Genomic DNA, 26,066 nt, shown 5'->3' with positions numbered 1-26,066 from the left:
CTCCCGATGACGCAGACGACGACAGACCGCCCCGCCCGCGAAGCGAGGGGGGCCGTGGTCCCGGTGCTGGCCTTCGCGGGCATCGTCGTCGCGGTGATGCAGACCCTGCTCGTCCCCGTGATCAAGGATCTGCCGCACCTGCTGGAAACCAGCCCCGCCGACGCCACCTGGGTCCTGACCTCGACCCTGCTCTCGGGGGCGGTGGCCACCCCGATCATGGGGCGCCTGGGCGACCTCTTCGGCAAGCGCCGCATGCTGATCCTGAGCCTGGCGGTGATGGTGGCCGGCGCGCTGGTCAGCGCGCTCACCAGCGACCTGCTGCTGATGATCGCCGGCCGCACGCTCCAGGGCTTCGCGATGGGCGCCATCCCGCTCGGCATCGGCCTGATGCGCGACATGCTGCCCCGGGAGAGGCTCGGCTCGGCGATGGCGCTGATGAGCTCGTCCATCGGCGTCGGCGGCGGTCTCGCCCTGCCTGCGGCCGCCCTGGTCGCCCAGCACAGCGACTGGCACAACCTGTACTACGGCGCCGCCGGGCTCGGGGTGCTCGCCATCGCCCTGACCCTGCTGGTCGTGCCGGAGTCCCCGATGCGCGCCGAGGGCTCCTTCGACCTGCCCGGAGCGCTGGGCCTGTCCGCCGGTCTCGTGCTGTTCCTGCTGCCGATCACCAAGGGCGGCGACTGGGGCTGGGCGTCCGGCACGACGCTCGGTCTGTTCGCCGCGTCGGCGGTGGTGCTGGTGCTGTGGGGGGTGCTGGAGCTGCGGGTGAAGGCCCCGCTGGTCGACCTGCGCACCACGGCCCGCCCGGCCGTGCTGTTCACCAACCTCGCCTCGATCATGGTCGGCGTCTCCTTCTACGTCGTCTCCCTGGTCCTGCCGCAGCTGCTCCAGCTGCCGGAGTCGACCGGGTACGGCCTCGGGCAGTCGATGGTCGTCGCGGGGCTGCTGGTCGCGCCGCTCGGCCTGACGATGATGGTCACGGCGCCCGTCTACGCCCGGCTGTCCGCACGGTACGGCCCCAAGGTCACCCTGATCCTCGGCCTGCTGATCATCGCGATCGGCTACGGCGCCGGCCTCGGCCTGATGAGCGCGGCCTGGCAGAGCCTGGTCATCTCGGTCCTGCTGGGCGCGGGCATCGGCCTGGCCTACTCCTCGCTGCCCGCGCTGATCGTGGGCGCGGTCCCGGCCTCGGAGACCGGCGCGGCGAACGGCCTCAACACGCTGATGCGGTCCATCGGCACCTCGGTCTCCAGCGCCGTGATCGGCATGGTGCTGGCCGACACCGCGGACCACGTGGGCGGGGTCGCGGTCCCGACCATGCACGGCTTCCGCGTCTCCTTCCTGATCGCGACGGCAGCGGTGGCGGTCGGCCTGGTCCTGGCCCTGTTCCTGCCGGGCCGCCGCCCCTCGGGCCGGCCCCGGCTGCGGGCCGGCAGCGAGGAGGACGCCCGCCTGGAGCACGCCGAGGCGGTGCTGCGCGGCTTCCGCGGCCGCGTCCTGGACGCGGCCGGCGCCCCGGTCGCCCGCGCCAGGGTCACGCTGATCGACCACCGGGGCCGGCAGGCCGGCGCGACGCTCTCCGCCGAGGACGGCGGCTACGCGCTCCCCGTCCCCGCCCGCGGCTCCTACGTCGTCGCCGCCCGGGCCGGCGGCCACGGCCCGCTCGCCTCGTCCGCGACCCACGCGGGCGACGACCGGCCGGTCGACCTGGACCTGCCGCTGCCGGGCGGGACGATCCCGGCCTGACCCGCTCCCCGCGGCCACCCCCGTCGGGCCGACGGCAGGGGTACGGCACGATGGGCGCCCGGACCGTCGTACGACCGAGAGGAGCCCCATGCCCGCGGCCCCGAAGCCCGAGATCCTGGCCGCGTTCGAGGCGGCGAAGGGGTTCATGCCGGTCGAGGAGGGGCTGGCGCTGTACGCGGCGGCCGTGGAGGCCGGGCGGCTGGGGCTGCCCCTGCTGGAGGTCGGCACGTACTGCGGCCGGTCCACGATCCTGCTCGCCGACGCGGCCCGCGGGGCCGGGGTCGGCGCGCTCACCGTCGACCACCACCGCGGCAGCGAGGAGCAGCAGCCGGGCTGGGAGTACCACGACCCGGAGACGGTCGACGCCGAGATCGGCCTGATGGACACGCTGCCCGCCTTCCGCCGCACCCTGCACCGGGCGGGCCTGGAGGACCACGTCGTGGCCCTGGTCGGCCGGTCCCCGCAGATCGCGGCGTTCTGGCGCACCCCGCTCGGCCTCGTCTTCATCGACGGCGGCCACACCGACGAGCACGCCACCGCCGACTACGAGGGCTGGGCGCCGCACGTGGCCGAGGGCGGGCTGCTGCTCATCCACGACGTCTTCCCCGACCCGCAGGACGAGTTCACCGGGCAGGCCCCGTACCGCGTCTACCTCCGGGCGCTGGCCTCCGGCGCCTTCACGGAGGTCTCCGCGACGCACTCGCTGCGGGTGCTGCGCCGCACGGGCCCCGGGGGCTGAGGGAACGGCTGGGCGGGTGAACTGCGGCCCCCGCACCCCCGCCCGGTCGGCCCACGGGCGGCGTGGCGCTTCGGCGCCGCACCGCCGCTGCCCAAGGATCCGGGCGCGTGGCACACACCTTCGAAGAGCTCGTGGAGAAGCAGCGCGCGGCGGACGAGGCGTACTCCCGCGTGCACCGGCTGCAGGACGCCTACGGTCCGCCCACGCAGACCAAGTGGAGCGAGCAGCAGACCACCACCTGGGAGACGGCCTGGCGCGCCTGGCGCGACCTGGCCCGCGACGTCCAGGCGGCGGTGACGGCGTACGCGCGGCAGCAGGACACCCCGCGCCAGGAGGTCGAGGCGCGGGTGAAGGAGGCGGTGCGGCACGGGGACGGCGACGGGGGCGAGGCGTGAGGGGCCGCGCGGTGCCGGGGGAGCGTCTCGGCCCGCCGCCCCGCACCCGGCCGCTAGGGTGGCGGCTGTGTCGTACGCAGGCCCCTCATTCGAACCGCCCCGCCCCCGCCGCTCCCGTCGCGGCCCCGTGACCGTCGCGCTCGCCGCGCTGGTGGCGGGGGCGTTGCTCGGCTGGCTGGTGTACGAGACGGCCGGCGGCCCGGGAGGCGGTGCGGAATCGGGGCGGGCGACCGCGGGGTCCTCCTCGCCCGCCGCGACGAGCGCCCCCTCCGACGACGCCAAGGAGCCGAGCGCCTCCCCGGCTCCCCGCGGCACGCCCTCGGCGTCCGCGCCCGCCGCCTCCGGCCCGCTCAAGGGCAAGGTCGTCGTCATCGACCCCGGCCACAACCCGGGCAACTTCCGGCACGCGTCCGAGATCAACCGCACGGTGGACATCGGGACGAACACGAAGGAGTGCGACACCACGGGCACGTCCACCAACGACGGTTACACCGAGGCGAAGTTCACGCTGGACGTCGCGCACCGGATGCGCACGCTCCTTCAGGAGCAGGGCGCCACGGTGAAGCTGACGCAGGACGGCGACCGGCCGTACGGTCCGTGCGTGGACGAGCGGGCCCGGATCGGCAACAAGGCGAAGGCCGACGCGGTGGTCTCGCTCCACGCGGACGGCTCGGGGACCGGCAACCGCGGGTTCCACGTCATCCTGCCCGGCGCGGTCCACGCGGGCGCCGCGGACACCCGCGCGATCGTCGCCCCCTCGCGCGATCTCGGCGAGCGGGTGGCCGGCCGCTTCGTGGCGGTCACCGGCAGCGCGCCCTCCAACTACGTCGGCGACGGAGGCGGTCTCGTCACGCGCAGGGACCTGGGCGGTCTCAATCTGTCCACGGTTCCCAAGGTGTTCATCGAGTGCGGCAACATGCGCGACAGCAAGGACGCGGCGCGGCTGACCAGCGGCGCCTGGAGGCAGAAAGCGGCGCAGGGGATCTCCGAGGGAATCGTGAGCTTCCTGCGCGGGTAGCGCTCGGCGGACGGATCCCGGCGGACATCACGACCGGGCGGACGATAGGGTCCTCCTACGATGAGGGGTCACCCCCCGCACTTCCCACCGGGGCCGGACGGCGACATGGTGACACCGACGCCTCAACCGACGACGAGACGACCTACGAAGGACCTGAAGTGAATATCCGCTCCCTCACTCGAGGCGACGGCGTGGTGATCGGAGCAGCGGTATTGCTGTTCGTCGCGTCGTTCCTGAACCTGTACTCGTTCGACGACTTCCCCGACAGCCTCGACCTTCCGATGCTGTGGGGCAGCGGCCCGGTCGTGTTCAGCGTCGTGCTGGCCGGGATCATCGGCGCCGCGCTCGTCGTCACCGGCCGCGGGCTGCCGCAGGCGCCGAAGATCGCGGGTGTCGAACTCGCCCAGTTCGGGGTGGCGTTCACGGTGTTCGCCGCGTGGAGCGCGCTCGGCGACATCTTCGACGTGTCCGGTGGCTTCGACAACATCGGCGACAACGCGAGCAACGGCGCGCCGAGCCCCGGCATCGGCATGATCCTCGCCCTCGTCGCCACACTGCTGATGGCGGCCGCCGCCCTCGCCACCCCCCTGGTCCCCGCCCTCAAGGCGCCGCTCGTCCCGGCCCCCCGCCCCTCCGCTGCCCAGCCCTACGGCGCGCAGCCGCAGGGCGGTTACGGCTACCCGGGCGCGCAGCAGCCGGGTGGCTACGGCCAGCCGCAGCCGGGGCAGCCCTACGGTGGTCAGCCCCAGGCCCAGGCCCAGCCCCAGCAGGCCCAGGCTCCGCAGCCGCCGGCCGGGGACTTCTCCCCGTTCTGGTTCGCGGTGCCGGTGCCGCGCCCGCTGTTCCCGGAGGACGGCTCGCCGACCCCGATCGCCGAACTCGCCCCGGGCACCTGGTACCTCGCGGTCGAGCAGCGCGGTGCGGCCCTGGTCGCCCAGACGCAGGACGGCCGTCGCGGGGTGCTGCAGGACACCTCGGGCATCCAGCGCGGCTGAGCCCACGGTCCGTTCACGGCCCCTCGCCCTTCCGGGCGGGGGGCCGTCGCCGTGCACGCCCGAGCCGTTCCCCTGGTTTCATTCCGAGTTCAAGGGCAATCCGCAGCCTATGTCCACTAGATATCGCAGCGGTGCGGGCGCCGGCAGGATCGTGGCGGTCGTGGCCGACATCATGGCGCTCATCCTGGGTCTGTGGATCCTGATGTACCTGCTGGACGCCAACCCCGGGAACTCGTTCGTCCAGTTCGTCCACGACGCGGCACGCTGGCTGGCGGGCTGGTCGCACGACCTGTTCACGTTCGACGAGGAGTGGGCCCGGGTCGTCTGCGGCTACGGTCTGGCGGCGTTGGTCTACCTGTTCGCCGGTCACGCGATCGCGAACCGGACCCGGCACTGACGGCACCCCGCCCGACGTCCGCCGCACGGTCTCAGGCGGTGTGCCGCACCCGGAAGCGGCCGGGTGACGCCGGATCCCGGTCCACGACCTGGACCGGCGCCCCGGCCCACTGCCACACCCGGCCGCCGGACGGGCGGGTGAGCCGGATCTCACCGCGCGTGCCCTCGACGGCGGCGCGCGGCTGGCGGCGGCCGGACGGGCCCGGTCCGTGCCGTGCGCCCGCAGCAGGCCGGCGAGGACCGTGACGGCTTCGTAGCCCTCGTACGCGACGAAGGAGGGCTCCGCGCCGAGCCGCCGGCGAAGGGCCGTGCCGACCCGGACGCCGAGCGGGGTCAGACGCTCGGGCAGGTGGCCCCCAGCCGGACGGCCGGCCCGTCGCCGCTCACGCGCAGCAGTCGGTTTCCAGGCCCAGGGGCAGCTGCTGACCGCCGAAGACCGCGCAGGTCGCCTCGTGCCCGCCGAGCGCGGCGACGGCCAGCAGCAGCGACCCGGCCGTCCAGGTGGTCAGTTCACGCGGCCAGACGGCGTCGTCCTCGAAGACGTAGCCCGTCCAGTACAGCCCGCTCCGCGGGTCGCGCAGGTGCCGGATCGACTGCAGGATCTCCAGCGCGCGGTCCGACTCCCCCATCGCCCACAGCGCGAGGGCGAGTTCGGCGGACTCGCCGCCCGTCACCCACGGGTTGGGGACCACGCAGCGCACGCCGAGACCCGGGACGACGAACCGGTCCCAGTCCTCCTCGATGCGGGCCTTGGCCTGCGCGCCGGTCAGGGCGCCGCCCAGCACGGGGTAGTACCAGTCCATCGAGTAGCGGTTCTTGTCCAGGAACCGCTCCGGGTGGTGCCGTATCGCGTGCCGCAGCGCGCCAGCCGCCAACTCCCAGTCGGGTTGCGCCTCTTCGCGCTGCTCGGCGATCGCCAGGGCGCAGCGCAGGGCGTGGTGGATCGAGGAGGAGCCGGTCAGCAGGGCGTCCGCCGTCTCCGTGCCGTCGTCGTCGCGGCGCCAGCCGATCTCGCCGCCGGGCTGCTGCAGGGCGAGCACGAACTCCACCGCCGCGTGCACCGCCGGCCACATCCGCTCCAGGAACGTGTCGTCGCCGGTGGAGAGGTAGTGGTGCCAGACGCCGACGGCTGTGTAGGCGACGAAGTTGGTCTCCCGGCCGCGGTCGGTGACGTCGGCGAAGTCGCCGTCGGCGTAGGCGGCGTACCAGGAGCCGTCCTCGTTCTGGTGCCGGGCCAGCCACAGGTACGCCCGCTCGGCGGCCTCGTGCTCACCGGCCGCGTCCAGCGCCATGGCCGCCTCGACGTGGTCCCAGGGGTCCAGGTGGTGCCCCCGGAACCACGGGATCGCGCCGTCCTCGCGCTGTACGGCGAGGATGCCGGCGACGGTCGCGGCGGCCTGGGCGGCCGTCAGGACCCCGGGCAGGACCAGGTGTTCCGTCCGCGGAGTCGTCACCGGGCGTCCGCCCCGGTGCCGGCCGGGCGCGGCAGGTGCGGCTTGGTCGCGTAGGCCACGAAGCTCTTTCCGATCAGCGGGTTCAGCGCCTGCTCGGCGACCCGGGTGGCCAGGGGCTTCTTCATGATGTCCCAGACGAGCAGCTTGTGGTAGGCGCGGACCGGCAGCGCCTTGTCGTTGTCCACGCCGAACGCGCACTTCAGCCACCAGTACGGGGAGTGCAGGGCGTGGGCGTGGTGCGTGCCGTACGGTCTCAGGCCGGCCTCGCGCATCTTGCGCAGCAGTTCGTCGGCCCGGTAGATGCGGATGTGGCCGCCCTCGACCTCGTGGTAGGCGTCGGACAGGGCCCAGCAGACCTTCTCGGGGCCGTAGCGCGGGACGGTGACGGCGATCCGGCCGCCCGGCTTCAGCACCCGCACCATCTCGGCGAGGACGCCCTTGTCGTCCGGGATGTGCTCCATCACCTCGGAGATGATGACGACGTCGAAGGACTCGTCGGGGAAGGGCAGGGCGAGGGCGTCGCCCTCCATGGCCGTGGCGGTGGCGCCCCGGGGCGCCTCGCCGGCCTCCTTCATCGCCGCGAACCACGTGGCGACCTCGCGGATCTCCTCGGCGTTCCGGTCCAGCGCCACGACCTGCGCGCCGCGCCGGTAGCACTCGAAGGCGTGCCGTCCGGCACCGCAGCCGAGGTCCAGGACACGGTCGCCCGGGGCGAGCGGGAACCGGGAGAAGTCGACGGTCAGCACGTGGCCCTGCTTTCGGAGTTGACGCCTTCTGCATCTGGGGGAACGACGGCACCGGCAACGGTCCCGGAAGCGGCGGCGGCCGTCGGGACGGCATCGGCGGGGGCCGCGGGGCCGGTGCCGTCCGCCGGGGCCGCGGTGAGGCCGGACGGCGCGTCCGCCGTGCCGCGGGGGTGGGCCCGCGGCGCCACGCGCCCCGTGGGGCCGCCCGCGGCCCGGTCGATCGCCTCGCGGTAGCGGGCCACCGTGCCCTCGGCCGCTCTGGCCCAGGTGAAGTGGCGCAGCACCCGCTCGCGGCCGGCCGCGCCGAGGCGGGCGCGCAGGTCCGCGTCGCCGAGCAGCCGGTTCAGCCCGGCGGCCAGCGCCCCCGCGTCGCCGGGCGGTACGGCCAGGCACGTCTCGCCGTCGCGGCCGGCGACCTCGGGGATGGCGCCGCCGGTCGTGGCGAGCAGGGGCGTGCCGGCCGCCATGGCCTCGGCGGCGGGCAGCGAGAAGCCCTCGTAGAGCGACGGCACGCAGGCCACCTGCGCCGAGCGGACCAGGTCGACGAGCTCGGCGTCGGAGATGCCCTTGACGAACTCGACGGCGCCTTCGAGGCCGTAGCGCTCCATCGCCTGGGCGACGGGGCCCTCGGCGGGACGCTTGCCGACGACGACCAGATGGGCCCCGGGATGCTCGGTGCGCACCTTCGCCAGCGCCTCGACCAGGTGGACCAGGCCCTTCAGCGGCACGTCGGCGCTGGACGTGGTCACGATCCGGCCCGGCACCACCGGCACCGAGGGATCCGGCGAGAACAGGTCGGTGTCGGCGCCGACGTGGACCACGTGGATGCGGTCCCGGCGGACCCCGAGGTGGTCGACGATCTCCTGGCGGGAGGTGCCGGAGACGGTGAGCACGGACGGCAGGCGGCGCGCGACCCGCTTCTGCATGCGCGTGAAGGCGTACCACCGCCGTACCGAGTAGCGCCGCTGCCACCCGTCCGCCGCGTCCAGCTCCAACTGCCGGTCGACGGTGATGGGGTGGTGGATGGTGGTCACGAGGGGGGCGCCGACGTCGCCCAGCAGCCCGTAGCCGAGGGTCTGGTTGTCGTGCACGACGTCGAACTCGCCGCGGCGGGCGCGCAGATGGCGGCGGGCGCGCAGCGAGAACGTCAGGGGTTCGGGGAAGCCGCCCGTCCACATCGTCGCGACTTCCAGCGCGTCGATCCAGTCGCGGTACTCGCCGCGCCCGGGGGTGCGGAAGGGGTCCGGCTGGCGGTACAGGTCGAGGCTGGGCAGCTCGGTGAGGCTCAAGGCGTCGTAGCCCTCGTCGAGGACGGGGTAGGGCTGGGCGCCGATGACCTCGACCCGGTGGCCGAGTCGGGCCAGTTCGCGGGAGAGGTGGCGGACGTAGACGCCCTGGCCTCCGCAGAACGGGTTCCCTTTGTAGGTGAGGAGCGCGATGCGGAGCGGTCGCAAGCCGTCGGATGCGGGGTCCTCCGGGGCCCCGGACTGACTGGCCTCAGCGGTCACTCTGGGCCCCCTTCTCCCTGCACTGTCCCGCGAGATTATTCCGGAACGCCAATCTGGAACGAGTTTCAGACTTGATCGTCGGAAGCTCCGAATCTACCGGCAGGTAAGGGCGCTGTGACCGGTGGATCAGGTGATTCACGCCACGGCCGGACCCGTGCCATGCTGTCTGATCACCCGTCCTCACGGACGGTCACGGAACGGGACCGGGCCATGCCCGCGACAAGCCGAGGTGAGCGCCAGGTGAACAAGCCGGCCAAGGTGGAGGCGAGAGCCGCCGCAGCCCCCGCCTCCCCGCCGCTGACGGAGCGGCAGGAGGCCCGCCGGCGCCGGATCCTGCACGCGAGCGCCCAACTGGCCGGCCGGGGCGGGTTCGACGCCGTCCAGATGCGCGAGGTGGCGGAGTCCTCCCAGGTCGCGCTCGGCACCCTCTACCGCTACTTCCCCTCCAAGATCCACCTGCTGGTCGCCACGATGCAGGACCAGCTGGAGCACCTGCACCGCACGCTGCAAAAGAGGCCGCCGCAGGGCGAGACGGCCGCCGAGCGGGTCGCCGAGACGCTGATGCGGGCCTTCCGCGCGCTGCAGCGCGAGCCGCATCTGGCCGACGCGATGGTCCGGGCCCTCACCTTCGCGGACCGCAGCGTGAGCCCGGAGGTCGACCAGGTCTCCCGCCAGACCACGGCGATCATCCTGGACGCGATGGGCCGGCCGGACCCGACGCCGGAGCAGCTCTCGGCGGTCCGGGTCATCGAGCACACCTGGCACTCGGCCCTGATCACCTGGCTCTCGGGCCGTGCCTCGATCGCCCAGGTCAGGATCGACATCGAGACGGTCTGCCGGCTGATCGACCTGCCGGCGCGGGAGACACGCGCCTGAAGGGCGCCGGACGCGCGCGAGGGACCTACGGGACGGGTTCCCTTCGCCGGCATGGTCCGGATCAGGTTCCAGGGGTCGCCTTCCGGTCGCCCTGCCTTGCGGCCCGGCGCCTTCCGGCCTCTCAGCCCTACCGTCGCAGTCGGCACCAGCGGAAGCCGGGGCTTCCCGCCGGCGTCGGCCACTCCGGTCGGACTCCCTCACTCGTCCCGTAGGCCTGCTTCCAGGGTAGAACCATCCACCGGGAACGGAACCCCCGAGAGCATGATTCTTCGCCCCTCGCCCCGGGACGGTGCCTCCCCTCGACCGGTGGCCGGCGATCAGCACCGGGGCCGGACGTCCTCCGGGATCTCCGCGTCGCCACGCCGATCACCCTATCGGCACGCGGGACGGCGAGCGTGGGACGGCCTGCCGGCTCCGGCCCCGCGCTAACGCGCTTGCCGCGTAAGGCACTTGACGCCTTCAACCACCCCTAGGATGGTCGGAGCAAACGCTCGCACCGGGGAGTTGCCGATGGGCACCGAAGAGGCCGCACACGCACGGACCGGCAGCGGTTCCCTGGACAGCCGGTCGGCCGGGCCGCTGGTGCCGCGCCTGGTGCTGGGGGCGCGGCTGCGGCGCCTGCGCGAGGAGCGGGGCATCGACCGCGTGGACGCCGGGCACGCCATCCGCTCCTCCTCGTCCAAGATCAGCCGCATGGAGGCCGGCCGCCACGGCTCCAAGCCGCGGGACGTCGCCGACCTGCTCACCCTCTACGGCGTCACCGACCAGGCCGAACGGGCCACCCTGCTGGCACTGGCCGAGCAGTCCAACGCCCCGGCCTGGTGGCGGTACTACAGCGACGTCGTGCCCCCTTGGATGCAGACGTTCCTCGCGGCGGAGCAGGCCGCGAGCGTCATCCGCTGCTGCGAGGTCCAGCGCGTGCCCGGCCTGCTCCAGACGCCCGAGTACGCCCGCGCCTCCCTCCGGGTCAGCCACCCGGACGCGGGCGCGGAGGAGATCGAGCGGCGGGTCGCGCTGCGGATGACCCGCCGGCGGATCCTGCACCGGCGGCCACCGACCCGGCTGTGGGCGGTGCTCGACGAGACGGCGCTGCGCCGTCCGGTGGGCGGGACGCGGGTGATGCGCGCGCAGCTGAGGCACCTCATCGAGCTGTGCCGGCTCCCGCAGGTCACGGTGCAGATCCTGCCGTTCCGCACCGGCGGGCACGCGGCGGAGGGCGGCCCGGTCACCATCCTCCGCCTGCCCGGGGGGCACCTGCCCGACGTGGTCTGCCTGGAGAAGCTGACCTGCGCCCTCTACCCCGACAAGCCCGCCGAGATCGAGCGCTACTGGGACGCGATGAACCGGCTGGTGGTCGAAGCCGAGCCGCCGGACGAGACTCCGACCATCCTGCACCGGGTCCTGCGGGAGACCTGAGGGCTCAGACCTTCCGGGCGACCCCGCCGTACTGGTGCACCTCCGCCGGCAGCCCCAGGGCCTCCGCGTCCGGGCGCCAGCGCGAGCAGGACGTCACACCCGGTTCCAGCAGCTCCAGGCCGTCGAAGTAGCGGGCGATCTGCTCCGGGCTGCGCAGGATGTACGGGATGGAGCCGCCGTCGTTGTACTGGCCGATGGCCCGGACGTAGTCCTCGCTGGTGTCGGTGGAGTCGTACTGCACGAGGAAGCTGCCGGGAGGCAGGGCGTCCACCAGCTGCCGGACGATCGCGCGGGCCTCGTCGTGGTCCTCGATGTGGCCCAATATGCCCATCAGCATGAGGGCGACGGGCTTGTCGAAGTCCAGGGTCCGGCCGGCCTCCCGGACGATGGTGGCCGGCCGGCGCAGGTCGGCGTCGACGTAGTGGGTGACGCCCTCCGGGGTGCTGGTGAGCAGCGCGCGGGCGTGGGCCAGTACCAGCGGGTCGTTGTCGACGTAGACGATCCGGCTCTCGGGCGCCACCCTCTGGGCGATCTGATGGGTGTTGTCCACGTTGGGCAGGCCGGTGCCGATGTCCAGGAACTGGCGGATCCCCTCCTTCTCGGCCAGGTGGCGCACGGCCCGGGCGAGGAAGTAGCGCGCGGCGCGGGCTCCGGTCTCGATCCCGGGGAAGATCGCGCGGAACGCGTCGCCGGCGACCCGGTCGACCTCGTAGTTGTCCTTGCCGCCCAGCCAGTAGTTCCAGATCCGGGCCGACTGCGGCACCGAGGTGTCGATCTTGGGGAACGGCTCCTGCTCGGGGTTGTGCACCTGATCGGTCATGGGCGCTCCTGAGACGGTGGTGGTGACGGCCCACGTTAGCCGGTCGGCGGCCGTCGGAGCAGCCAACTCCTGCCCGCTCCATGGCAGTTCGGTCTCCCGTCGGCCTGTCGCCTCGTGATCGCGCGGCGCCGGCGTGCGGGGGTGCCGCCCCCGGCGCCCCTCCACCCCTCGGCCGGTTTCTGACGTGCGGGTACAGTAGGCGCGTCGTCATCACACCCGTACGGGGGAAAGCCGGTGCAATTCCGGCGCTGACCCGCAACCGTGAACCGCCGCCCGCGGCGGTGAGCCGGATCGCCCCGTACGGTTCGTGACCGGCTCACGTGCCCGGCGGTCCGCCGGTGCGCGGCACCGTCGAGGTATGCGGAGCCGAGCCGCCCGGGGGTGCCCCGTGCTGTCCGGCTCCCCCACAGGGAGAGGCACCCGCCGATCATGAACGCCCGCAGCAGCGCCGTGGCCCTGGCCGCCGTCGCCGTGATCGGCGCCGCCGCACCGGCCGCCGCCGACGCGTCACCGTCGCCGTCCCAGGCCCTGCCCTCGGCCCTCTACGGCTCGGCCGACCCGACCTACGACGGCGTCTGGCGCCAGTCGCTCGCCCTGCTGGCGCAGGACACGGTCGGGGTGAAGCCGGCCGAGAAGTCCGTGCGGTGGCTGGTGCGCCAGCAGTGCGCGGACGGCGGCTTCGCCTCCTACCGCGCCGACCCGGCCGCCGCCTGCGACGCGAAGACCGTGCTCGACACCAACGCCACCTCCGCCGCGGTGCAGGCCCTCGCCGCGCTCGGCGGCCACGACGACGTCACCGGCAAGGCCGTCGACTGGCTGAAGTCGGTCCAGAACAAGGACGGCGGCTGGGGCTACGCGCCCGGCGGCGCCAGCGACACCAACTCGACCTCGGTCGTCGTCGGCGCGCTCGCCGCGGTGGGCGAGAAGCCCGAGCAGGCCGAGAAGGACGGCGAGTCGCCCTCCGACGCCCTGCTGAGGCTCGCGCTACCCTGCGGCGGCGACGGCGACGGCGCCTTCGCCTTCCAGCCGGACAAGAAGGGCCGGCTCACGGCCAACGCGGACGCCACGGCGGCCGGGGTGCTGGGCGCGCTGGGCCGGGGCATGGTGGTCGAGCCGGGCGGGACGTCGCAGACCGAGGCCCGCTGCGCGAAGCCGGGCACCCCCGAGCAGGCGGCGAGCAACGGAGCGGCGTATCTCACCGCCGCCCTCGCCGAGACGGACGGCCACCTGATGTCCGCCCTGGCCGGTAGCGAGCCCCAGCCGGACTTCGGCAACACCGCCGACGCGGTCGTCGCCCTCGCGGCGCACGGCGCCACCGCGCAGGCGGAGAGGTCGGTGCGGTGGCTGGAGAAGAACTCGGCGGACTGGGCCGCCCGAAGCGGTCCCGCCGCCTACGCCCAGCTGATCTTCGCCGCCCACGCGACCGGTACGGATCCCCGCGACTTCGGCGGCGCGGACCTGGTGAAGCAGCTGAACGCGACGGGCCCCGCCCCGCAGGCGGCCGCCCAGGACAAGGCCGCGGCGGAGAAGGACGACGAGAAGGACTCGGGCTCCCCGTTCGGCGTCTGGTGGTACGTCGGCGTGTGCCTCGTCGCGGGCGTCGGCATCGGGTTCCTGTTCAGCGGCCGCCGGAAGCAGCAGCAACGGTGATCCGCCGCGCCGTACTCCTGCCGCTGGCCTCGCTGCTGCTCCTCACGGGGGCGGGCCAGGCCCAGGCCGCCGGCTACCGCTACTGGTCGTTCTGGGAGCACGACGGCGACCGCTGGGTCTACGCGACCCAGGGCCCCGGCACGACCCGCCCCTCCGACGGCGACGTGCAGGGCTTCCGCTTCGCGGTCGGCGAGGACTCGGCGTCCGCGGCCCGGCCCCGGCCCGCGGCGGACTTCGAGGCGATCTGCGCGAAGACGCCGGCGCGGGACGGCGACGAGCGCGTGGCGCTGGTCGTCGACTTCGGCACGCGGCAGGACGCGGCCCGGGGCGAGACCCCGCCCCCGGCCCGGACGGCCTGCGCGCGCGTCCCCGACGACGCGACGACGGCGGACGCGCTGGCCTCGGTGGCGAAGCCGCTGCGCTACGACAGCAACGCCCTGCTGTGCGCGATCGCGGGCTATCCGGAGCAGGGCTGCGGAGAACAGGTCTCCGGGAAGGACACCCCGGCGGCGAAGGACGACGGGAAGCAGGCCCCGGCGGCGAAGGAGGAGCACGAGAGGTCCGGGGACAGCGGCCCGTCCGTGGGGCTGCTGGCGGGCGTCGCCGCGGTGGTGCTGCTGGGCGGCGCCGCCGCGCTCCGGCAGGCACGACGGCGTGACCGTGGACAGTCCTAGCCGCGCCCCGCAGCGCCGGGGCGCGGCCCCCGCCCGCCCCCGGCTCCCGCACCGGGCGCCTGTGCACCCCGGCGCCTGGTGGCTCTGGTCCCTCGCCCTCGGCACCGCGGCCACCCGCACCACCAACCCCCTGCTCCTCGCCCTGCTGATCGCGGTCTCCGCCTACGTCGTGGCCGCCTGCCGCCCCGCGGCCCCCTGGTCCCGCTCCTACGGCGCCTTCGTCAAGCTCGCGCTGGCCGTGCTGCTCGTCCGCCTCCTCTTCGCGACGGTGCTCGGCTCCCCGATCCCCGGCACGCACACCCTGGTCACCCTCCCGGAGGCCGACCTCCCCGCCTGGGCCCAGGGCATCCGCCTCGGCGGCGCGGTCACCGCGGAGGCCCTCGTCTTCGCCCTGTACGACGGCCTGAAACTGGCCGCGCTCCTCATCTGCGTCGGCGCCGCGAACGCCCTCGCCAACCCCTCCCGCCTCCTCAAGTCCCTTCCGGGCGCGCTGTACGAGATGGGGGTGGCCGTGGTCGTCGCGCTCACCTTCGCCCCGCACCTCATCGCCGACGTCCGGCGCCTGCGGGCCGCCCGCCGGCTGCGGGGCCGCCCCGACCGGGGCGTCCGCGGCCTGCTGCACGTGGGCCTGCCGGTCCTGGAGGGCGCCCTGGAACGGTCCGTCTCCCTCGCCGCCGCGATGGACGCCCGGGGCTACGGCCGTACCGCGCGCGTCCCCGGCCCGGTACGCCGCACCACCGCCGCCCTCACCCTCGGCGGTCTGCTCGGCGTCTGCGCGGGGACGTACGGGCTGCTCACCGCCGAAGGCGCCGACTACGGCCTGCCCGTACTGCTCCTCGGCCTGGCGGCCGCCCTCGCGGGGCTCCGGCTCGGCGGGCGCCGGTCCCTGCGCACCCGCTACCGCCCGGACCGCTGGGAGCCGCGCGCCTGGCTGGTCGTGGCCTCCGGCGTGGCGGTGGCGGCGCTCCTTACCCTGGCCGCGGCGAGCGACCCCGCGGCCCTGCACCCGGGCGTGGTCCCCCTGGTCGCCCCCGCTCTCCCCCTCTGGCCGGCGGCGGCCGTGCTGCTCGGCCTGCTGCCCGCGTTCGTCGCCCCCGACACCGAGGAGCCGTCGTGATCCGCTTCGAGGAGGTCTCCGTCACGTACGACGGGGCCGCCGAACCCACCGTGCGGGGCGTCGACTTCGAGGTGCCCGAGGGCGAACTGGTCCTGCTGGCGGGCCCGTCCGGCGTCGGCAAGTCGACCGTCCTGGGCGCGGTCAGCGGGCTCGTGCCGCACTTCACCGGCGGCACCCTGCGCGGCCGGGTCACGGTGGCCGGGCGCGACACCCGGACGCACAAGCCGCGCGAACTCGCCGACGTCGTGGGCACGGTCGGCCAGGACCCGCTGTCCCACTTCGTCACGGACACCGTCGAGGACGAACTCGCCTACGGCATGGAGTCGCTGGGCCTCGCCCCGGACGTGATGCGCCGCCGCGTCGAGGAGACCCTCGACCTGCTGGGCCTCGCGGATCTGCGCCGGCGGCCCATCGCCACCCTCTCCGGCGGCCAGCGGCAGCGTGTGGCGATCGGCTCGGTCCTCACCCCGCACCCGGCCGTCCTCGTCCTGGACGAGCCGACCTCCGCACTCGATCCGGCCGCGGCCGAGGAGGTGCTGGCGGTGCTGCAGCGGCTCGTGCACGACCTCGGCACGACGGTCCTCCTGGCCGAGCACCGCCTGGAACGCGTCATCCAGTACGCCGACCAGGTCGTCCTCCTGCCCGCCCCGGGCGCGCCCCCGGTGCCCGGGCCCCCGGCCGAGGTGATGGCCGTCTCCCCGGTGTACCCGCCGGTGGTGGACCTGGGCCGCCTGGCGGGCTGGTCCCCGCTTCCTCTGACGGTCCGCGACGCCAGGCGCCGGGCGGCGGACCTGCGCCGCCGGCTGGAGGACGCCCCGCAAGGGCGCGGAACCGCGGTCGATCCGCGACCGCAGCCACCGCGTGGGCGCGACCAGCCACGCACCACGGCCACCCCCGAACGATCCGCACACCCCGCCCCCACAGGCGCACCCGCCCGCCGCCCCTGGTTCCGCCGCGCCCGCACCACGCCGTCGACCCCCGCCACCCCGTTCACGGCCGAAGTGCGAGCCCTCTCCGTCACCCGCGCCCGCATCCAGGCCCTGCGCCACGTCGACCTCACCATCACCCCCGGCGAGACGATCGCGCTCATGGGCCGCAACGGCGCGGGCAAGTCCACGCTGCTGGGCTCCCTGGTCGGCCTGGTGACCCCCACCGCGGGAACGGTGGAGCTCGGCGACGCCACCCCGCACCGCACGGCCCCCAAGGACCTCGTCCGCAGGGTCGGCCTGGTCCCCCAGGAGCCGCGCGACCTGCTCTACGCCGACACCGTCGCCGCCGAGTGCGCGGCGGCCGACCAGGACGCGGGCGCGCACCCGGGCACCTGCCGGGCCCTGGTCTCCGAGCTGCTCCCGGGCGTCACGGACGGCACCCATCCGCGGGACCTCTCCGAGGGGCAGCGCCTCGCACTCGCCCTGGCCCTGGTCCTGACCGCCCGGCCCCCGCTGCTCCTGCTGGACGAGCCCACCCGGGGCCTGGACTACGCGGCCAAGGCCCGGCTGGTCGCGGTGCTGCGCGCGCTGGCCGCCGAGGGGCACGCCATCGTGCTGGCCACGCACGACGTGGAGCTGGCGGCCGAGCTCGCCCACCGGGTGGTGCTGCTCGCGGAGGGCGAGGTGATCGCGGACGGCCCGACGGCGGAGGTCGTGGTCTCCTCGCCGTCGTTCGCGCCGCAGGTCACCAAGATCCTGGCCCCGCAGCACTGGCTCACGGTGTCCCAGGTCCGCGCGGCCCTTGCCACCGGGGACGGCTCGTGAACGCCCGGAAGCAGGCCCGCGCCGTTCGCCTCGGTCCCCGTTCCCTCGCCGCCCTGCTCCTGGTCAGTGCCGTCGGGGTCGCCGCTTTCGGCTGGCCCTTCCTCGCGCCGCCCGACTCCGGGCTGAGCGCGCACGCGCAGGACGCGCCCTGGCTGTTCGCGGGCCTGCTGGTGCTGCTCGTGGCGGTCGTGGGCGCGGCGATCTCGGAGTCCGGGCTGGGCCCGAAGGCGGTCGCGATGCTCGGCGTGCTGGCCGCGACGGGTGCGGCGCTGCGGCCGATCGGGGCCGGCACGGCCGGGATCGAGCCGATGTTCTTCCTGATGGTGCTGAGCGGGCGCGTCCTCGGCCCCGGCTTCGGCTTCGTCCTGGGCGCGGTGACGATGTTCGCGTCGGCGCTGCTCACGGGCGGGGTGGGGCCCTGGCTGCCGTTCCAGATGCTGGCGATGGGCTGGTTCGCGATGGGCGCGGGCCTGCTCCCCGGCCCGGACCGGCTGCGCGGCCGGGCGGAACTCGCACTGCTCGCCGCCTACGGCTTCCTCGCCGCCTTCGCCTACGGCACGATCATGAACATGGCCGGCTGGCCCTTCATGAGCGCCCTCGCCTCCAGCGTCGCCTTCGACCCGCACGCGGACCTCACCACGAACCTGGCCCGTTTCCTCGCGTACTGCCTGGCCACCTCGCTCGGCTGGGACCTGGGCCGGGCGGCCGTCACGGTCGTCCTCACGGCAGCCCTGGGGCCCGCCGTCCTCAGGGCACTGCGCCGGGCCACGCGCCGGGCGGCCTTCGAGGCGCCGGTCACGTTCGAGGCGCCCCGGGGTGAGGCTGCCCACGTGACGGGGGCCACGTACGAAGCGGGGCCGTAGGGACAGACCCCGGTCAGCGGCGTATCCGCCCGGCGTGTGCGGCCCCGCTCAGTGGTCGGCTCCGGAAGTCCTTCGGGGGTTGACCCCGGGGCGGCGCGTCTGTCGAGTGTCGCCGAACTCCTGGCTGGCACAGCCGTGGACGAGGGCTGCTACCGCCATCCGGACGGCCACCGCCGTCACCGACCGTCTGGCCGGCCGCGGGCTCGACGTCTCACTCCCGCGCCAGCGGACCGCGCGTTCGTCCACCAGGTCATCTTCGACGCACGCACCCGGAGGCATGCGTCAAACCAAACGGTTTGGGCGTGGGTCTCAGTGCGGACGGGGGAACATGCGCTCGACGGCGGTCACCAGTGCGGCGCGACGGGCGGCGACAGAGGGGTCCACGGCCTGGTCTGCGGCAGCGGCGGCGATTTCGGGCTGACCTGCCCAGGTCATGGCGATCTGGTTGATCAGAGCGAGGACGTCGACCGGGTCCCAGGCCGGGTCGAGCAGCCCGATGCGCTGAGCGTCGCGGAGTTTGTCGAGCTTGCCGGCGATCGTGGCCTGGAGGGGGCTGGTGGTATCGTCTGCGGACTCGGCCAGTTCCAGGCGGCCCCACGCGATCAGGCGGTAGTGGTCCGGACGAGCCGCGAAGTGGTCGAAGAGGATGCCGGCATAACCGGGCAGGTCGGCCGGATCCAGCTGAGTCGCCTCGACGAGCGCGGTCGTCTCGCGTTCGGCGACGTGCGCGTAAAGGGCCTCCTTGCTGCGGAAGTAGGCGTAGACACGTTCCTTGCTGGTCCTGGCCTGCTTGGCGATGCGGTCCACGCGGGCGCCAGCGATCCCGTGCCGGGCGAACTCCTCCTTGGCCGCGGCGACGATCCGCTGGCGCGTGGAGTCGGTGGACTCGCTCGAGGTGGCGGCGTCCGGGGTCCGGCCAGGGCTGGTGGAACGAGGCATGAGCCCAGGATAGGCGACCGAACCGTTCGGTTTTGCACGGCACTCCGGACAGGCGTAGGGTCAGACCGAACAGTTCGGTTTGGTCGGCAGGGAGTGCCGACATGACACGAGGAGTGATCTCATGCAGCACCGCACCCTGGGACAGCAGGGACTGCGCGTCTCCGCGCTCGGACTGGGCGTGATGGGGATGTCCCTGGCCTACGGCCCCTCGAACGACGAGGACGGCATCGCCACCATCCACCGCGCCCACGAACTCGGAGTCGACTTCTTCGACACCGCCGAGCTGTACGGCCACGGCACCGGCAGCAACGAGACGCTGCTCGGCAACGCAGTCAACGACTTCCGCGACGAGGTCGTCCTGGCCACCAAGTTCGGCTTCGACATGACCAGCAAGACGTTGGGGAGCGGCGTCAACAGCCGCCCGGAGAACATCCGCGAGGTCGCCGAAAACAGTCTGCGCTACCTCCAGACCGACCGCATCGACCTCTTCTACCAGCACATCTCCGACCCCGACGTACCGGCCGAGGAGGTCGCCGGCACTGTCGGTGACCTGATCACCGAAGGCAAAGTGCAGTACTTCGGCCTGAGTAACGTCGGCCCGCAGTACATCCGCCGCGCCCACGCCGTCACCCCGGTCACAGCCCTTCAGTACGAGTACTCGATCTTCGAACGCGAGGTAGAGGACGAGATCCTGCCGGTCCTGCGGGAGTTGGGCATCGGCCTGGTGCCGTACTCGCCGCTCGGCCGCGGCTTCCTCTCCGGTGTGGTCAAGCCCGCCGACGAGTACCCCGAGGACGACATGCGCCGCTGGGACGAGCGCTGGCAGGGCGAGAACTACGCCTACAACCTGAACGCCGCCGAGCAGCTCCGAAAGCTGGCCGCCACCAAGGGCATCACCCCCGCCCAGCTCGCCCTGGCATGGCTGCTCGCCCAGGGCGAGGACGTCGTCCCGATCCCGGGCACCCGCAGCGCCACACGTCTGGAGGAGAACGTCGGCGCCACCGACGTAGAACTCACCGAGGCGGACCTGGCCCGTATCCGGGAGGTCCTCCCCCAGGGCTCCGCAGGCGGCCGCTACCCGGCCTCGATGATGGCCGCCTTCCGCACCGACTGAAAGCCCGTACCGCGAGTTCGGCGGTCCCGGGCGATTCCCGCCCAGTACTCGACGCGCCTCACGGCCGGCTCGCACGCCCCCGGCACATCCGCCGTATCGTCCGCTCCTTCCTGGGCGAGTGGGGCATGCGCGAGCTGTCGGACGCCGTGGAGCCTGGCCTGACGGAACTGCTCGCCAACGTCGTACGGCGCGTCCCCGGCCGGCGCTGCGCCCTGCTGTTGCTGCGGCAGCGCACCGGCGTCCGGGTGGAGGTCCGGGACGGCAGCGACGAACTGCCCCGCACTCCGGACTCGTTGACCTCGGACTCCGGGACCGGCCGGGGGCTGCTCCTGCTCGACGCGACGGACCACAAGTGGGGCGTGTGCCTGGGGTCGGAGGGCGGGAAGACCGTGTGGTTCGAGTGCGTCACGGCCAGGGGGACTGCGTGACCCGGGCGGGGGCCGCGGCCGGCTCGGCCACCGCGCCGACGGACGTCCGGGGCCCGGACAGCAGATACGTCACCCCGAACCCGAGCCCCAGGACCACCGCTCCCCCGGCCGCGTCCAGCACCCAGTGGTTGCCCGTCGCGACGATCGAGCACGCGGTGAGCAGCGGGTGTGTCAGGCCCAGGGCCTTGATCCACCACCGGGACGCCAGCACCGCGATCACGACCCCGCACCACAGCGACCAGCCGAAGTGCAGGGACGGCATCGCCGCGTACTGGTTGGTCAGGTGGGTGAGCGTGCCGTAGTCCGGCCGGGAGAAGTCCTGGACGCCGTGGACGGTGTCGATGAAGCCGAGCGTGGGCATCAGGCGCGGCGGGGCGAGCGGGTAGAGCCAGAAGCCGATCAGGGCGAGCAGGGTGGTGAAGCCGAGGGCGGCGCGGGCCCAGCGGTAGTCGCCGGGGCGGCGCCAGTAGAGGAGGGCGAGGACCGTCAGCGGGACGGCGAAGTGGAGCGACGTGTAGTAGAAGTCGAGGAAGCTCCTCAGCCGGCCGATGCCGACGACGGTGCGGTTGGCCCAGTGCTCGATGTCGATGCGCAGGGCCCGCTCCAGGTCGTAGATCTGCATGCCGTGCTCCTCGGCCCGCGCCCGGCCGGCCGAGTTGCTGCCGCCCGTCGCGGCCAGCCGGACCCGGGAGTAGGCCGCGTAGGTCACGCGCAGGAGCAGCATCTCGAGCAGGAGGTTGGGCCGGTTGAGGGCCCGGCGCAGGTGCGGGACGCGCCGGAGGCGCGACGGGGCGGCGGGCGCGTAGGCGGTCGGCCGCGGCGAGCGGTGGTACGGCGAGGTCCGGGGCAGGAACGGGACGGCGGTGGCGGCGGCGAGGGCGGCCAGCAGCACGAGATTCGTGCGCAGCGGTTCCAGCGACGCGACGTAGGGCATCAGCGCCCTGGTCGGCAGGGTCATGACCAGCACGACCGTGACCGGCCAGACGTAGCGGTCCGAGGCGCGCGTGCCGGCCCGGCCGACGACCGTGAGCAGCACCCACAGCAGCTGGTGCTGCCAGGCCGTGGGCGAGACGACGATCGCGGCGCAGCCGGTGACGGCGACACCGAGCAGCAGCTGCCCGTCGCGGACGTAGCGCACGGCTCGGCGCAGGGCGAGGACGGCGACGGCCGCGCCGAGCGTCAGGAACAGCGCGATCTCGACGGGGCCGCTGAGGCCGAGCCGCAGCAGGGCACCGTGCAGGGAGTGGTTGCCGAGGTCGTCGGCCCGGCCGCCGAGGCCCGCGCCGGCCAGGTGGTGGGCCCAGTAGCGGTGGGAGTCGGCGGGCATCGCCGCCCAGGCGAGCGCGGTGCAGGCGGCGAAGGTGCCGGCGGCGGACAGGGCGGTGGTTCTGCGGCCGGTGAGCCACAGCAGCGGCGTGAAGAGCAGCAGGGTCGGCTGGAGCGCGGCGGCGATACCGACGAGCGTGCCGCCGGTGCGTGGGCCCCGGGTGACGAAGCAGCCCAGCAGGACGAGCAGGACCGGGATGACACTGCCCTGGCCGAGCCACAGGGCGTTGCGGACCGGCAGGGACAGCATGAGCAGGCTGACGGCGACCGGGGCCGCCAGCAGGTCCGTGCGGCGGCCGACCGGCCGGGGCAGGGCGCGGGCGGCGATCAGGCCGAGGGCCACCACCAGGAGCAGGGTGCCGAAGGTCCAGCCCCAGCCGAGGGCCTGTTCGGCCGCCCGGGTGAGGGGCTTGAGGACGAGGCCGTGGAAGGGGCTGCCGGTGAAGCGGCTGGAGCCGTAGAGCGAGCCGTTCACGTGCAGGACGCCGTTCGGCCAGGCCCAGGACTCGGGGTCCGTCGGGCGCCTTCCGCGCGGGCCGCCGAGGACCACGGCCGCCTGCCGGGCGGCGAGGGCCGCCGCGAGCAGCCACAGGCCGGCGCAGGCCAGGCGCAGGCGGGCCCGGGTCCCGCCGAGGGCTGTCGCTCCCATGGCTTCTGCCGGTCGTCCGCCGTGTTCCGCATCCGCCACGCTCGTTCGGCCTCCCGCACCGTTCCTCCCACATGTTCCGGATGTGGGAGTTCTCTGCGGATTCTTGCGACTCCTGCGGAAAAGCGCCGCCGGACACCCCGGAGCGACCGGCGTCCGCCCCAGAAGCACAGGAGAAGCGTCCGGATGACCGGAGACGTGCCGACGTCCGCGCACTGCCTGACGGCCGCGGCCGTGATCGGCGGTTTCACGGCGGGGCGCCGGGTGGCGCCGGCGGGTCGCCCGCCGCCCGGCCCACCCTCGACGGCGGGCCGACACGCGGATGACGCACCCTGACAGCGTGCCCGCGCACCGGCTACCGTCAGCAGCGCCAGTACTTAGAGATGCTAACTATGCGGATGAAGCTGATGAAAGGGAGAGGCGTATGAGCGAGTCGCACGTCTGGGACGAGGTCGACGCCTACTTCACCGCTCACCTCGCCCCGGACGACGAGGTCCTCGCGGCGGCGCTGCGCGACAGCGACGCCGCCGGGCTCCCGCACCTCGGCGTCGCGGGCAACCAGGGCAAGCTCCTGCAGCTCATCGCCCAGATCCAGGGCGCCCGGCACATCCTGGAGATCGGCACCCTCGGCGGCTACAGCACCATCTGGCTGGGCCGCGCGCTGCCCGCCGACGGGCGGCTGGTCTCGCTGGAGTGCGACCCGGTGCACGCGGAGGTCGCCGTGCGCAACATCGCCCGGGCCGGCCTGGACCGACTCGTCGAGGTCCGGGTCGGGCCGGCCCTGGAGCTGCTGCCCCGGCTGGCCGACGAGAACCCGCCCCCCTTCGACCTGGTCTTCATCGACGCCGACAAGGTCAACAACCCGCACTACGTCGAATGGGCCCTGAAGCTCACCAGCACGGGCAGCCTGATCATCGTCGACAACGTCGCGCGCGGCGGCCGGGTCGTCGACGCGGACAGCACCGCGCCGGACGTGACGGGCACCCGCGCCGCGATCGAACTGATCGCCGCGCATCCGAGGCTGAGCGGGACGGCGATCCAGACGGTCGGGATGAAGGGCTACGACGGGTTCGCGCTGGCGCGGGTGCTGTGAGCCCGGCCGTCACACCTCGTGGAAGAACCCCACGTTGACGCTGCGCGGGGCGGTGCGGTCCTGGATGACGAGTTCGCCGTTGCCGCCCCGGGGCAGCGGGACGGTGCCGCCGTAGGCCAGGGACCGCGTGTGCTCGCCGATCGTCAGACGGACCTCGGAGGACGGGTCCGGCTGGGAGCCGCGCAGCCAGCTGACCTGCCAGGTGCCGTCGGGTCCGCACAGGAACTCCAGGTGGACGCGGGAGACGAACAGCCAGTCGTCCGGCGTGGTGAGCCGGCACACGGACCGGTCGCGGCCCACCCGCAGCGCGGCGCCCGGCTCGCTGGGTGCGTCGGCCATGAGCATGCCGGCCGTGGCGCCCGCCTCCGCCGCGGACACGGCGGCCATGGTGAGTTCGAACACGTGCGCTCCTTCTGAGACGTCCCGGTGGGCCTGCCCGATGGGTCGGCAAGCCCGCCGAATGATAGAACGCACAGTTGAGTCGTGTCCGGCACAATGGCCTCATGACCGAGCGAAAGCCACCCGGCGTCGACTTCGAGTCGTTCGTCGACAAACAGATCCGTGACGCGGAACGGCGCGGCGAGTTCGAACGGTTGCCGGGGGCGGGGCAGCCGCTCCCGCGTGAGGTCGAGAGCACCTACGACGATCTGTGGTGGGTCAAGCGGAAGTTGGCCCGTGAGGGCTTCTCCCTGCTGCCGCCGGCGCTGGCGCTGCGCAAGGAGGCGGAGGACGCGCTGGAAGCCGCGCTCGCGGCACCCTCCGAGCGGATCGTGCGGAAGATCATCGACGAGGTCAACGCGAAGATCCGCGACATGATGTTCAAGCCGCCGCCCGGCCCCCCGCTCGGCAGGAAGCCCTACGACGTCGAGGACGTCGTGCGTCGGTGGCGGGAGCGCCGGGCGGACCGTTGAACCGGACGCCGTGTCCGGTTCACCCGCGTCACACGTGCATGAGTCGTTCCGCCAGCTCCCGGTAGTCCTTCAGGGCCAGCCGGAGCTGCTCGGTTTCGGCGGACGACACGGGCTTGCCCCCACCGTCGGACTGGACCGACTGCCAGGAGTGGCGCAGGGCGCGGCGGCGCTGCGCCACGGCCTCGGTGAAACGGGCCGCGATCTCCTCGAGTACGTGGTCGGCCTCCTCGACGGCGGCCCGGGGCCCGTCGACGAACACGGCGACGGCGTGGTGCAGTTGCGCTCCGAGCTTGTCGGTCTCGTCGTGCGGGAAGAGGTGGGGGCGGTTCCCGTCGGCGCCTGCGGTGCCGGAGCCGGGGCCGGGGGTCCCCTCCCCGCCGGGGAGGCCGGTGCCCGTGCCGGGGGTGCTGGTGGCGGGGGTGCCGGTGGCGGGGGCGGGGGTCCCGGTGGCCGTGGCGGGGGTGGCGGTGGCGGGGGTGCCGGTGGCCGTGGCGGGGGTGGCGGTACCCGCAGCGGGGGTCCCGGTGGCCGTGGCGGGGGTGCCGGTGCCGTAGGGGTCGGCGCCGTAGCAGTCCGACCCGTGGGCGCCGGTGCCGGTGCCGGGGGTGGTCGTGCCGTGGGTGCCGGTGCCCGCCCCGGCGCCGGGTGTGACGCCGCGGCCCGTGCGCAGGGCGCTCTCGCCGCCGGTGTCCGGGGTGCCCGGCACGGTGTCGTTCGGCTGTCGGCTGATGTCGGGCATTGCCTCAACTCTCCTTGGCCTGGCGTCGGTTCATCGCCCACGGCAGGTGTCCGCCGCGGGTGCCGGAGGCCTTGCTGCCCCCGTTCGGCTCGGCACGGTGGCGTCCGTCCTCGTGCCGGGCCCCGGTGTGGCCCGTGCCGTCGTGGCGGGCCGGTCGCAGCAGTTCCTCGAACAGGGCGCGGGCCGCCACCATGGCCTCGCGCATGTCCTCCGTGCCCTGCCCGCCGTCACGCGCGTCCTCCGCGCGCAGGTGGGCGGCGCGGTGCAGGCGCCGGTAGCCGTCCACGTGGTGGGCGTGGTGCACGGACAGCGCGGCGAGCTGCTCCTCGTACTGACCGCCGTCCGGGAAGCCCCGGACGGCGGCCACCTCGGCGATCAGCCGGTCCGCCTCGGTGACGGCGTCGCGCGGGGAGTCGACGAACCGCTCCTGCGCCGCCGTCCAGCGCGCCTCGTACTGCTCGCGCTGCGCCGGTTCCAGGGATCGTACGCGCAGGTCCCCGTGGCGCTCGACGCGCTCGGTCAGCTCACGCTCGGCGGCCTTGGTGTCACCGTCGTGCCGGGCGACGGCCCGCTCGTACTCGGGTCCGAAGCGCCGCTTCAGACTCGGGCCGCGCCGAGTCCCGCGGGCACGCAGAGTCATGGCGGCTGCGATGACGACGACCGCCGCGATCACGATCAGGGCAATGATCAGGCCAGTGGACAT

Annotated in this window: 26 protein-coding genes, 1 pseudogene and 1 riboswitch; of the genes and pseudogenes, 17 read left to right on the top strand and 10 right to left on the bottom strand. The window is 74.0% G+C overall.

Features of this window, described 5'->3' with window-relative positions; genetic code table 11:
• Positions 1–6: 6 nt before the first annotated feature.
• The 6 genes from ACFW6P_RS01140 (at position 7) to ACFW6P_RS01115 (ending at position 5,290) form a co-directional block, all read left to right on the top strand.
• Positions 7–1,746 (top strand): MFS transporter, encoded by a 1,740-nt coding sequence (locus ACFW6P_RS01140; protein WP_386422537.1) that lies wholly within the window; start codon positions 7–9, stop codon positions 1,744–1,746.
• Positions 1,747–1,834: 88 nt separating this feature from the next.
• Positions 1,835–2,485 carry a class I SAM-dependent methyltransferase gene (locus ACFW6P_RS01135; protein ID WP_386353839.1) on the top strand — a complete coding sequence of 217 codons (651 nt, stop codon included), beginning with the start codon at positions 1,835–1,837 and terminating at the stop codon, positions 2,483–2,485.
• A gap of 107 nt (positions 2,486–2,592) precedes the next feature.
• Complete coding sequence (locus ACFW6P_RS01130) at positions 2,593–2,880, top strand: hypothetical protein (RefSeq protein ID WP_386353837.1); 288 nt, start codon at positions 2,593–2,595, stop codon at positions 2,878–2,880.
• Positions 2,881–2,947: 67 nt separating this feature from the next.
• Positions 2,948–3,898, top strand: coding sequence for an N-acetylmuramoyl-L-alanine amidase (locus ACFW6P_RS01125; RefSeq protein WP_386422534.1), 951 nt, complete (start codon positions 2,948–2,950; stop codon positions 3,896–3,898).
• Between the two features lie 158 nt (positions 3,899–4,056).
• Complete coding sequence (locus ACFW6P_RS01120; RefSeq protein WP_386422531.1) at positions 4,057–4,893, top strand: hypothetical protein; 837 nt, start codon at positions 4,057–4,059, stop codon at positions 4,891–4,893.
• A 109-nt stretch (positions 4,894–5,002) separates the two neighbouring features.
• The gene (locus tag ACFW6P_RS01115; RefSeq protein WP_386422529.1) at positions 5,003–5,290 is read left to right on the top strand and encodes a hypothetical protein; all 288 of its coding nucleotides are present in this window, start codon (positions 5,003–5,005) and stop codon (positions 5,288–5,290) included.
• 31 nt (positions 5,291–5,321) lie between these two features.
• Here ACFW6P_RS01115 and ACFW6P_RS01110 read toward each other — a convergent pair.
• From ACFW6P_RS01110 to ACFW6P_RS01095, 4 genes and pseudogenes are all read right to left on the bottom strand, one after another.
• Positions 5,322–5,641 (bottom strand): annotated as a pseudogene (locus ACFW6P_RS01110) (amino acid ABC transporter substrate-binding protein); the annotation flags it as partial.
• Positions 5,642–5,672: 31 nt separating this feature from the next.
• Entirely contained in the window at positions 5,673–6,743 is a 1,071-nt protein-coding gene (locus ACFW6P_RS01105; protein WP_386353829.1) for a prenyltransferase, read from the bottom strand.
• Positions 6,740–7,489 (bottom strand): methyltransferase domain-containing protein, encoded by a 750-nt coding sequence (locus ACFW6P_RS01100; RefSeq protein WP_386353827.1) that lies wholly within the window; start codon positions 7,487–7,489, stop codon positions 6,740–6,742. The genes ACFW6P_RS01105 and ACFW6P_RS01100 overlap by 4 nt, the downstream gene beginning before the upstream one ends.
• Entirely contained in the window at positions 7,483–8,997 is a 1,515-nt protein-coding gene (locus ACFW6P_RS01095) for a glycosyltransferase family 4 protein (protein ID WP_386353825.1), read from the bottom strand. The genes ACFW6P_RS01100 and ACFW6P_RS01095 overlap by 7 nt, the downstream gene beginning before the upstream one ends.
• A gap of 210 nt (positions 8,998–9,207) precedes the next feature.
• Here ACFW6P_RS01095 and ACFW6P_RS01090 point away from each other — a divergent pair, with 210 nt between their 5' ends.
• Both ACFW6P_RS01090 and ACFW6P_RS01085 read left to right on the top strand, forming a co-directional pair.
• A complete protein-coding gene (locus ACFW6P_RS01090; protein ID WP_386353823.1) occupies positions 9,208–9,873 on the top strand; it encodes a TetR family transcriptional regulator in 666 nt (221 codons plus the stop codon).
• A 510-nt stretch (positions 9,874–10,383) separates the two neighbouring features.
• Complete coding sequence (locus ACFW6P_RS01085; RefSeq protein ID WP_386353821.1) at positions 10,384–11,289, top strand: DUF5753 domain-containing protein; 906 nt, start codon at positions 10,384–10,386, stop codon at positions 11,287–11,289.
• Positions 11,290–11,293: 4 nt separating this feature from the next.
• Here ACFW6P_RS01085 and ACFW6P_RS01080 read toward each other — a convergent pair whose 3' ends face one another.
• Entirely contained in the window at positions 11,294–12,109 is an 816-nt protein-coding gene (locus ACFW6P_RS01080; RefSeq protein WP_386353819.1) for an SAM-dependent methyltransferase, read from the bottom strand.
• Between the two features lie 230 nt (positions 12,110–12,339).
• A riboswitch (cobalamin riboswitch) is annotated at positions 12,340–12,400 on the top strand.
• Positions 12,401–12,538: 138 nt separating this feature from the next.
• On the opposite strand from ACFW6P_RS01080, the gene ACFW6P_RS01075 reads away from it, so the two are divergent.
• From ACFW6P_RS01075 to ACFW6P_RS01055, 5 genes are all read left to right on the top strand, one after another.
• Positions 12,539–13,759, top strand: a complete 1,221-nt coding sequence (locus ACFW6P_RS01075; protein ID WP_386422526.1) for a prenyltransferase/squalene oxidase repeat-containing protein — start codon at positions 12,539–12,541, stop codon at positions 13,757–13,759.
• Complete coding sequence (locus ACFW6P_RS01070) at positions 13,756–14,433, top strand: SCO2322 family protein (protein ID WP_386353815.1); 678 nt, start codon at positions 13,756–13,758, stop codon at positions 14,431–14,433. Before ACFW6P_RS01075 ends, ACFW6P_RS01070 begins: the two co-directional genes overlap by 4 nt.
• 61 nt (positions 14,434–14,494) lie before the next feature.
• A complete protein-coding gene (locus ACFW6P_RS01065; protein WP_386353955.1) occupies positions 14,495–15,550 on the top strand; it encodes an energy-coupling factor transporter transmembrane component T in 1,056 nt (351 codons plus the stop codon).
• On the top strand, positions 15,547–17,304 hold the full coding sequence (locus ACFW6P_RS01060) for an ABC transporter ATP-binding protein (RefSeq protein WP_386353813.1): 1,758 nt from the start codon (positions 15,547–15,549) through the stop codon (positions 17,302–17,304). The genes ACFW6P_RS01065 and ACFW6P_RS01060 overlap by 4 nt, the downstream gene beginning before the upstream one ends.
• A complete protein-coding gene (locus ACFW6P_RS01055) occupies positions 17,301–18,167 on the top strand; it encodes an ECF transporter S component (RefSeq protein ID WP_386353811.1) in 867 nt (288 codons plus the stop codon). Before ACFW6P_RS01060 ends, ACFW6P_RS01055 begins: the two co-directional genes overlap by 4 nt.
• A 309-nt stretch (positions 18,168–18,476) precedes the next feature.
• On the opposite strand, the gene ACFW6P_RS01050 is transcribed toward ACFW6P_RS01055, so the two are convergent.
• The gene (locus ACFW6P_RS01050) at positions 18,477–19,106 is read right to left on the bottom strand and encodes a TetR family transcriptional regulator (protein ID WP_386353809.1); all 630 of its coding nucleotides are present in this window, start codon (positions 19,104–19,106) and stop codon (positions 18,477–18,479) included.
• Positions 19,107–19,227: 121 nt separating this feature from the next.
• Here ACFW6P_RS01050 and ACFW6P_RS01045 point away from each other — a divergent pair, with 121 nt between their 5' ends.
• Both ACFW6P_RS01045 and ACFW6P_RS01040 read left to right on the top strand, forming a co-directional pair.
• A complete protein-coding gene (locus ACFW6P_RS01045; RefSeq protein WP_386353808.1) occupies positions 19,228–20,220 on the top strand; it encodes an aldo/keto reductase in 993 nt (330 codons plus the stop codon).
• Positions 20,221–20,345: 125 nt separating this feature from the next.
• Positions 20,346–20,648: an ATP-binding protein gene (locus ACFW6P_RS01040; RefSeq protein WP_386353806.1), complete on the top strand. Its 303-nt coding sequence runs from the start codon at positions 20,346–20,348 to the stop codon at positions 20,646–20,648.
• Here ACFW6P_RS01040 and ACFW6P_RS01035 read toward each other — a convergent pair.
• Entirely contained in the window at positions 20,626–22,623 is a 1,998-nt protein-coding gene (locus ACFW6P_RS01035) for a bifunctional glycosyltransferase 87/phosphatase PAP2 family protein (RefSeq protein WP_386422523.1), read from the bottom strand. The two genes, ACFW6P_RS01040 and ACFW6P_RS01035, sit on opposite strands and share 23 nt — an antisense overlap.
• Before the next feature lie 421 nt (positions 22,624–23,044).
• Between ACFW6P_RS01035 and ACFW6P_RS01030 the strand changes: the two genes are divergently transcribed.
• Positions 23,045–23,713, top strand: a complete 669-nt coding sequence (locus ACFW6P_RS01030; protein ID WP_386353802.1) for an O-methyltransferase — start codon at positions 23,045–23,047, stop codon at positions 23,711–23,713.
• Between the two features lie 9 nt (positions 23,714–23,722).
• Here ACFW6P_RS01030 and ACFW6P_RS01025 read toward each other — a convergent pair whose 3' ends face one another.
• Complete coding sequence (locus tag ACFW6P_RS01025) at positions 23,723–24,115, bottom strand: hypothetical protein (protein ID WP_386422520.1); 393 nt, start codon at positions 24,113–24,115, stop codon at positions 23,723–23,725.
• A gap of 101 nt (positions 24,116–24,216) precedes the next feature.
• Between ACFW6P_RS01025 and ACFW6P_RS01020 the strand changes: the two genes are divergently transcribed.
• The gene (locus ACFW6P_RS01020) at positions 24,217–24,624 is read left to right on the top strand and encodes a DUF1992 domain-containing protein (RefSeq protein ID WP_386353798.1); all 408 of its coding nucleotides are present in this window, start codon (positions 24,217–24,219) and stop codon (positions 24,622–24,624) included.
• A 28-nt stretch (positions 24,625–24,652) separates the two neighbouring features.
• On the opposite strand, the gene ACFW6P_RS01015 is transcribed toward ACFW6P_RS01020, so the two are convergent.
• Both ACFW6P_RS01015 and ACFW6P_RS01010 read right to left on the bottom strand, forming a co-directional pair.
• Entirely contained in the window at positions 24,653–25,363 is a 711-nt protein-coding gene (locus ACFW6P_RS01015) for a hypothetical protein (RefSeq protein ID WP_386422518.1), read from the bottom strand.
• A gap of 4 nt (positions 25,364–25,367) precedes the next feature.
• Entirely contained in the window at positions 25,368–26,066 is a 699-nt protein-coding gene (locus tag ACFW6P_RS01010) for a hypothetical protein (RefSeq protein WP_386422516.1), read from the bottom strand.

It is taken from the genome of Streptomyces sp. NPDC058741 (genome assembly GCF_042746715.1).
Classification (GTDB): Bacteria; Actinomycetota; Actinomycetes; order Streptomycetales; family Streptomycetaceae; genus Streptomyces.
The sequence above is the reverse complement of the archived record's forward strand: the minus strand, read 5'-3'. Positions and strand labels throughout refer to the sequence as shown.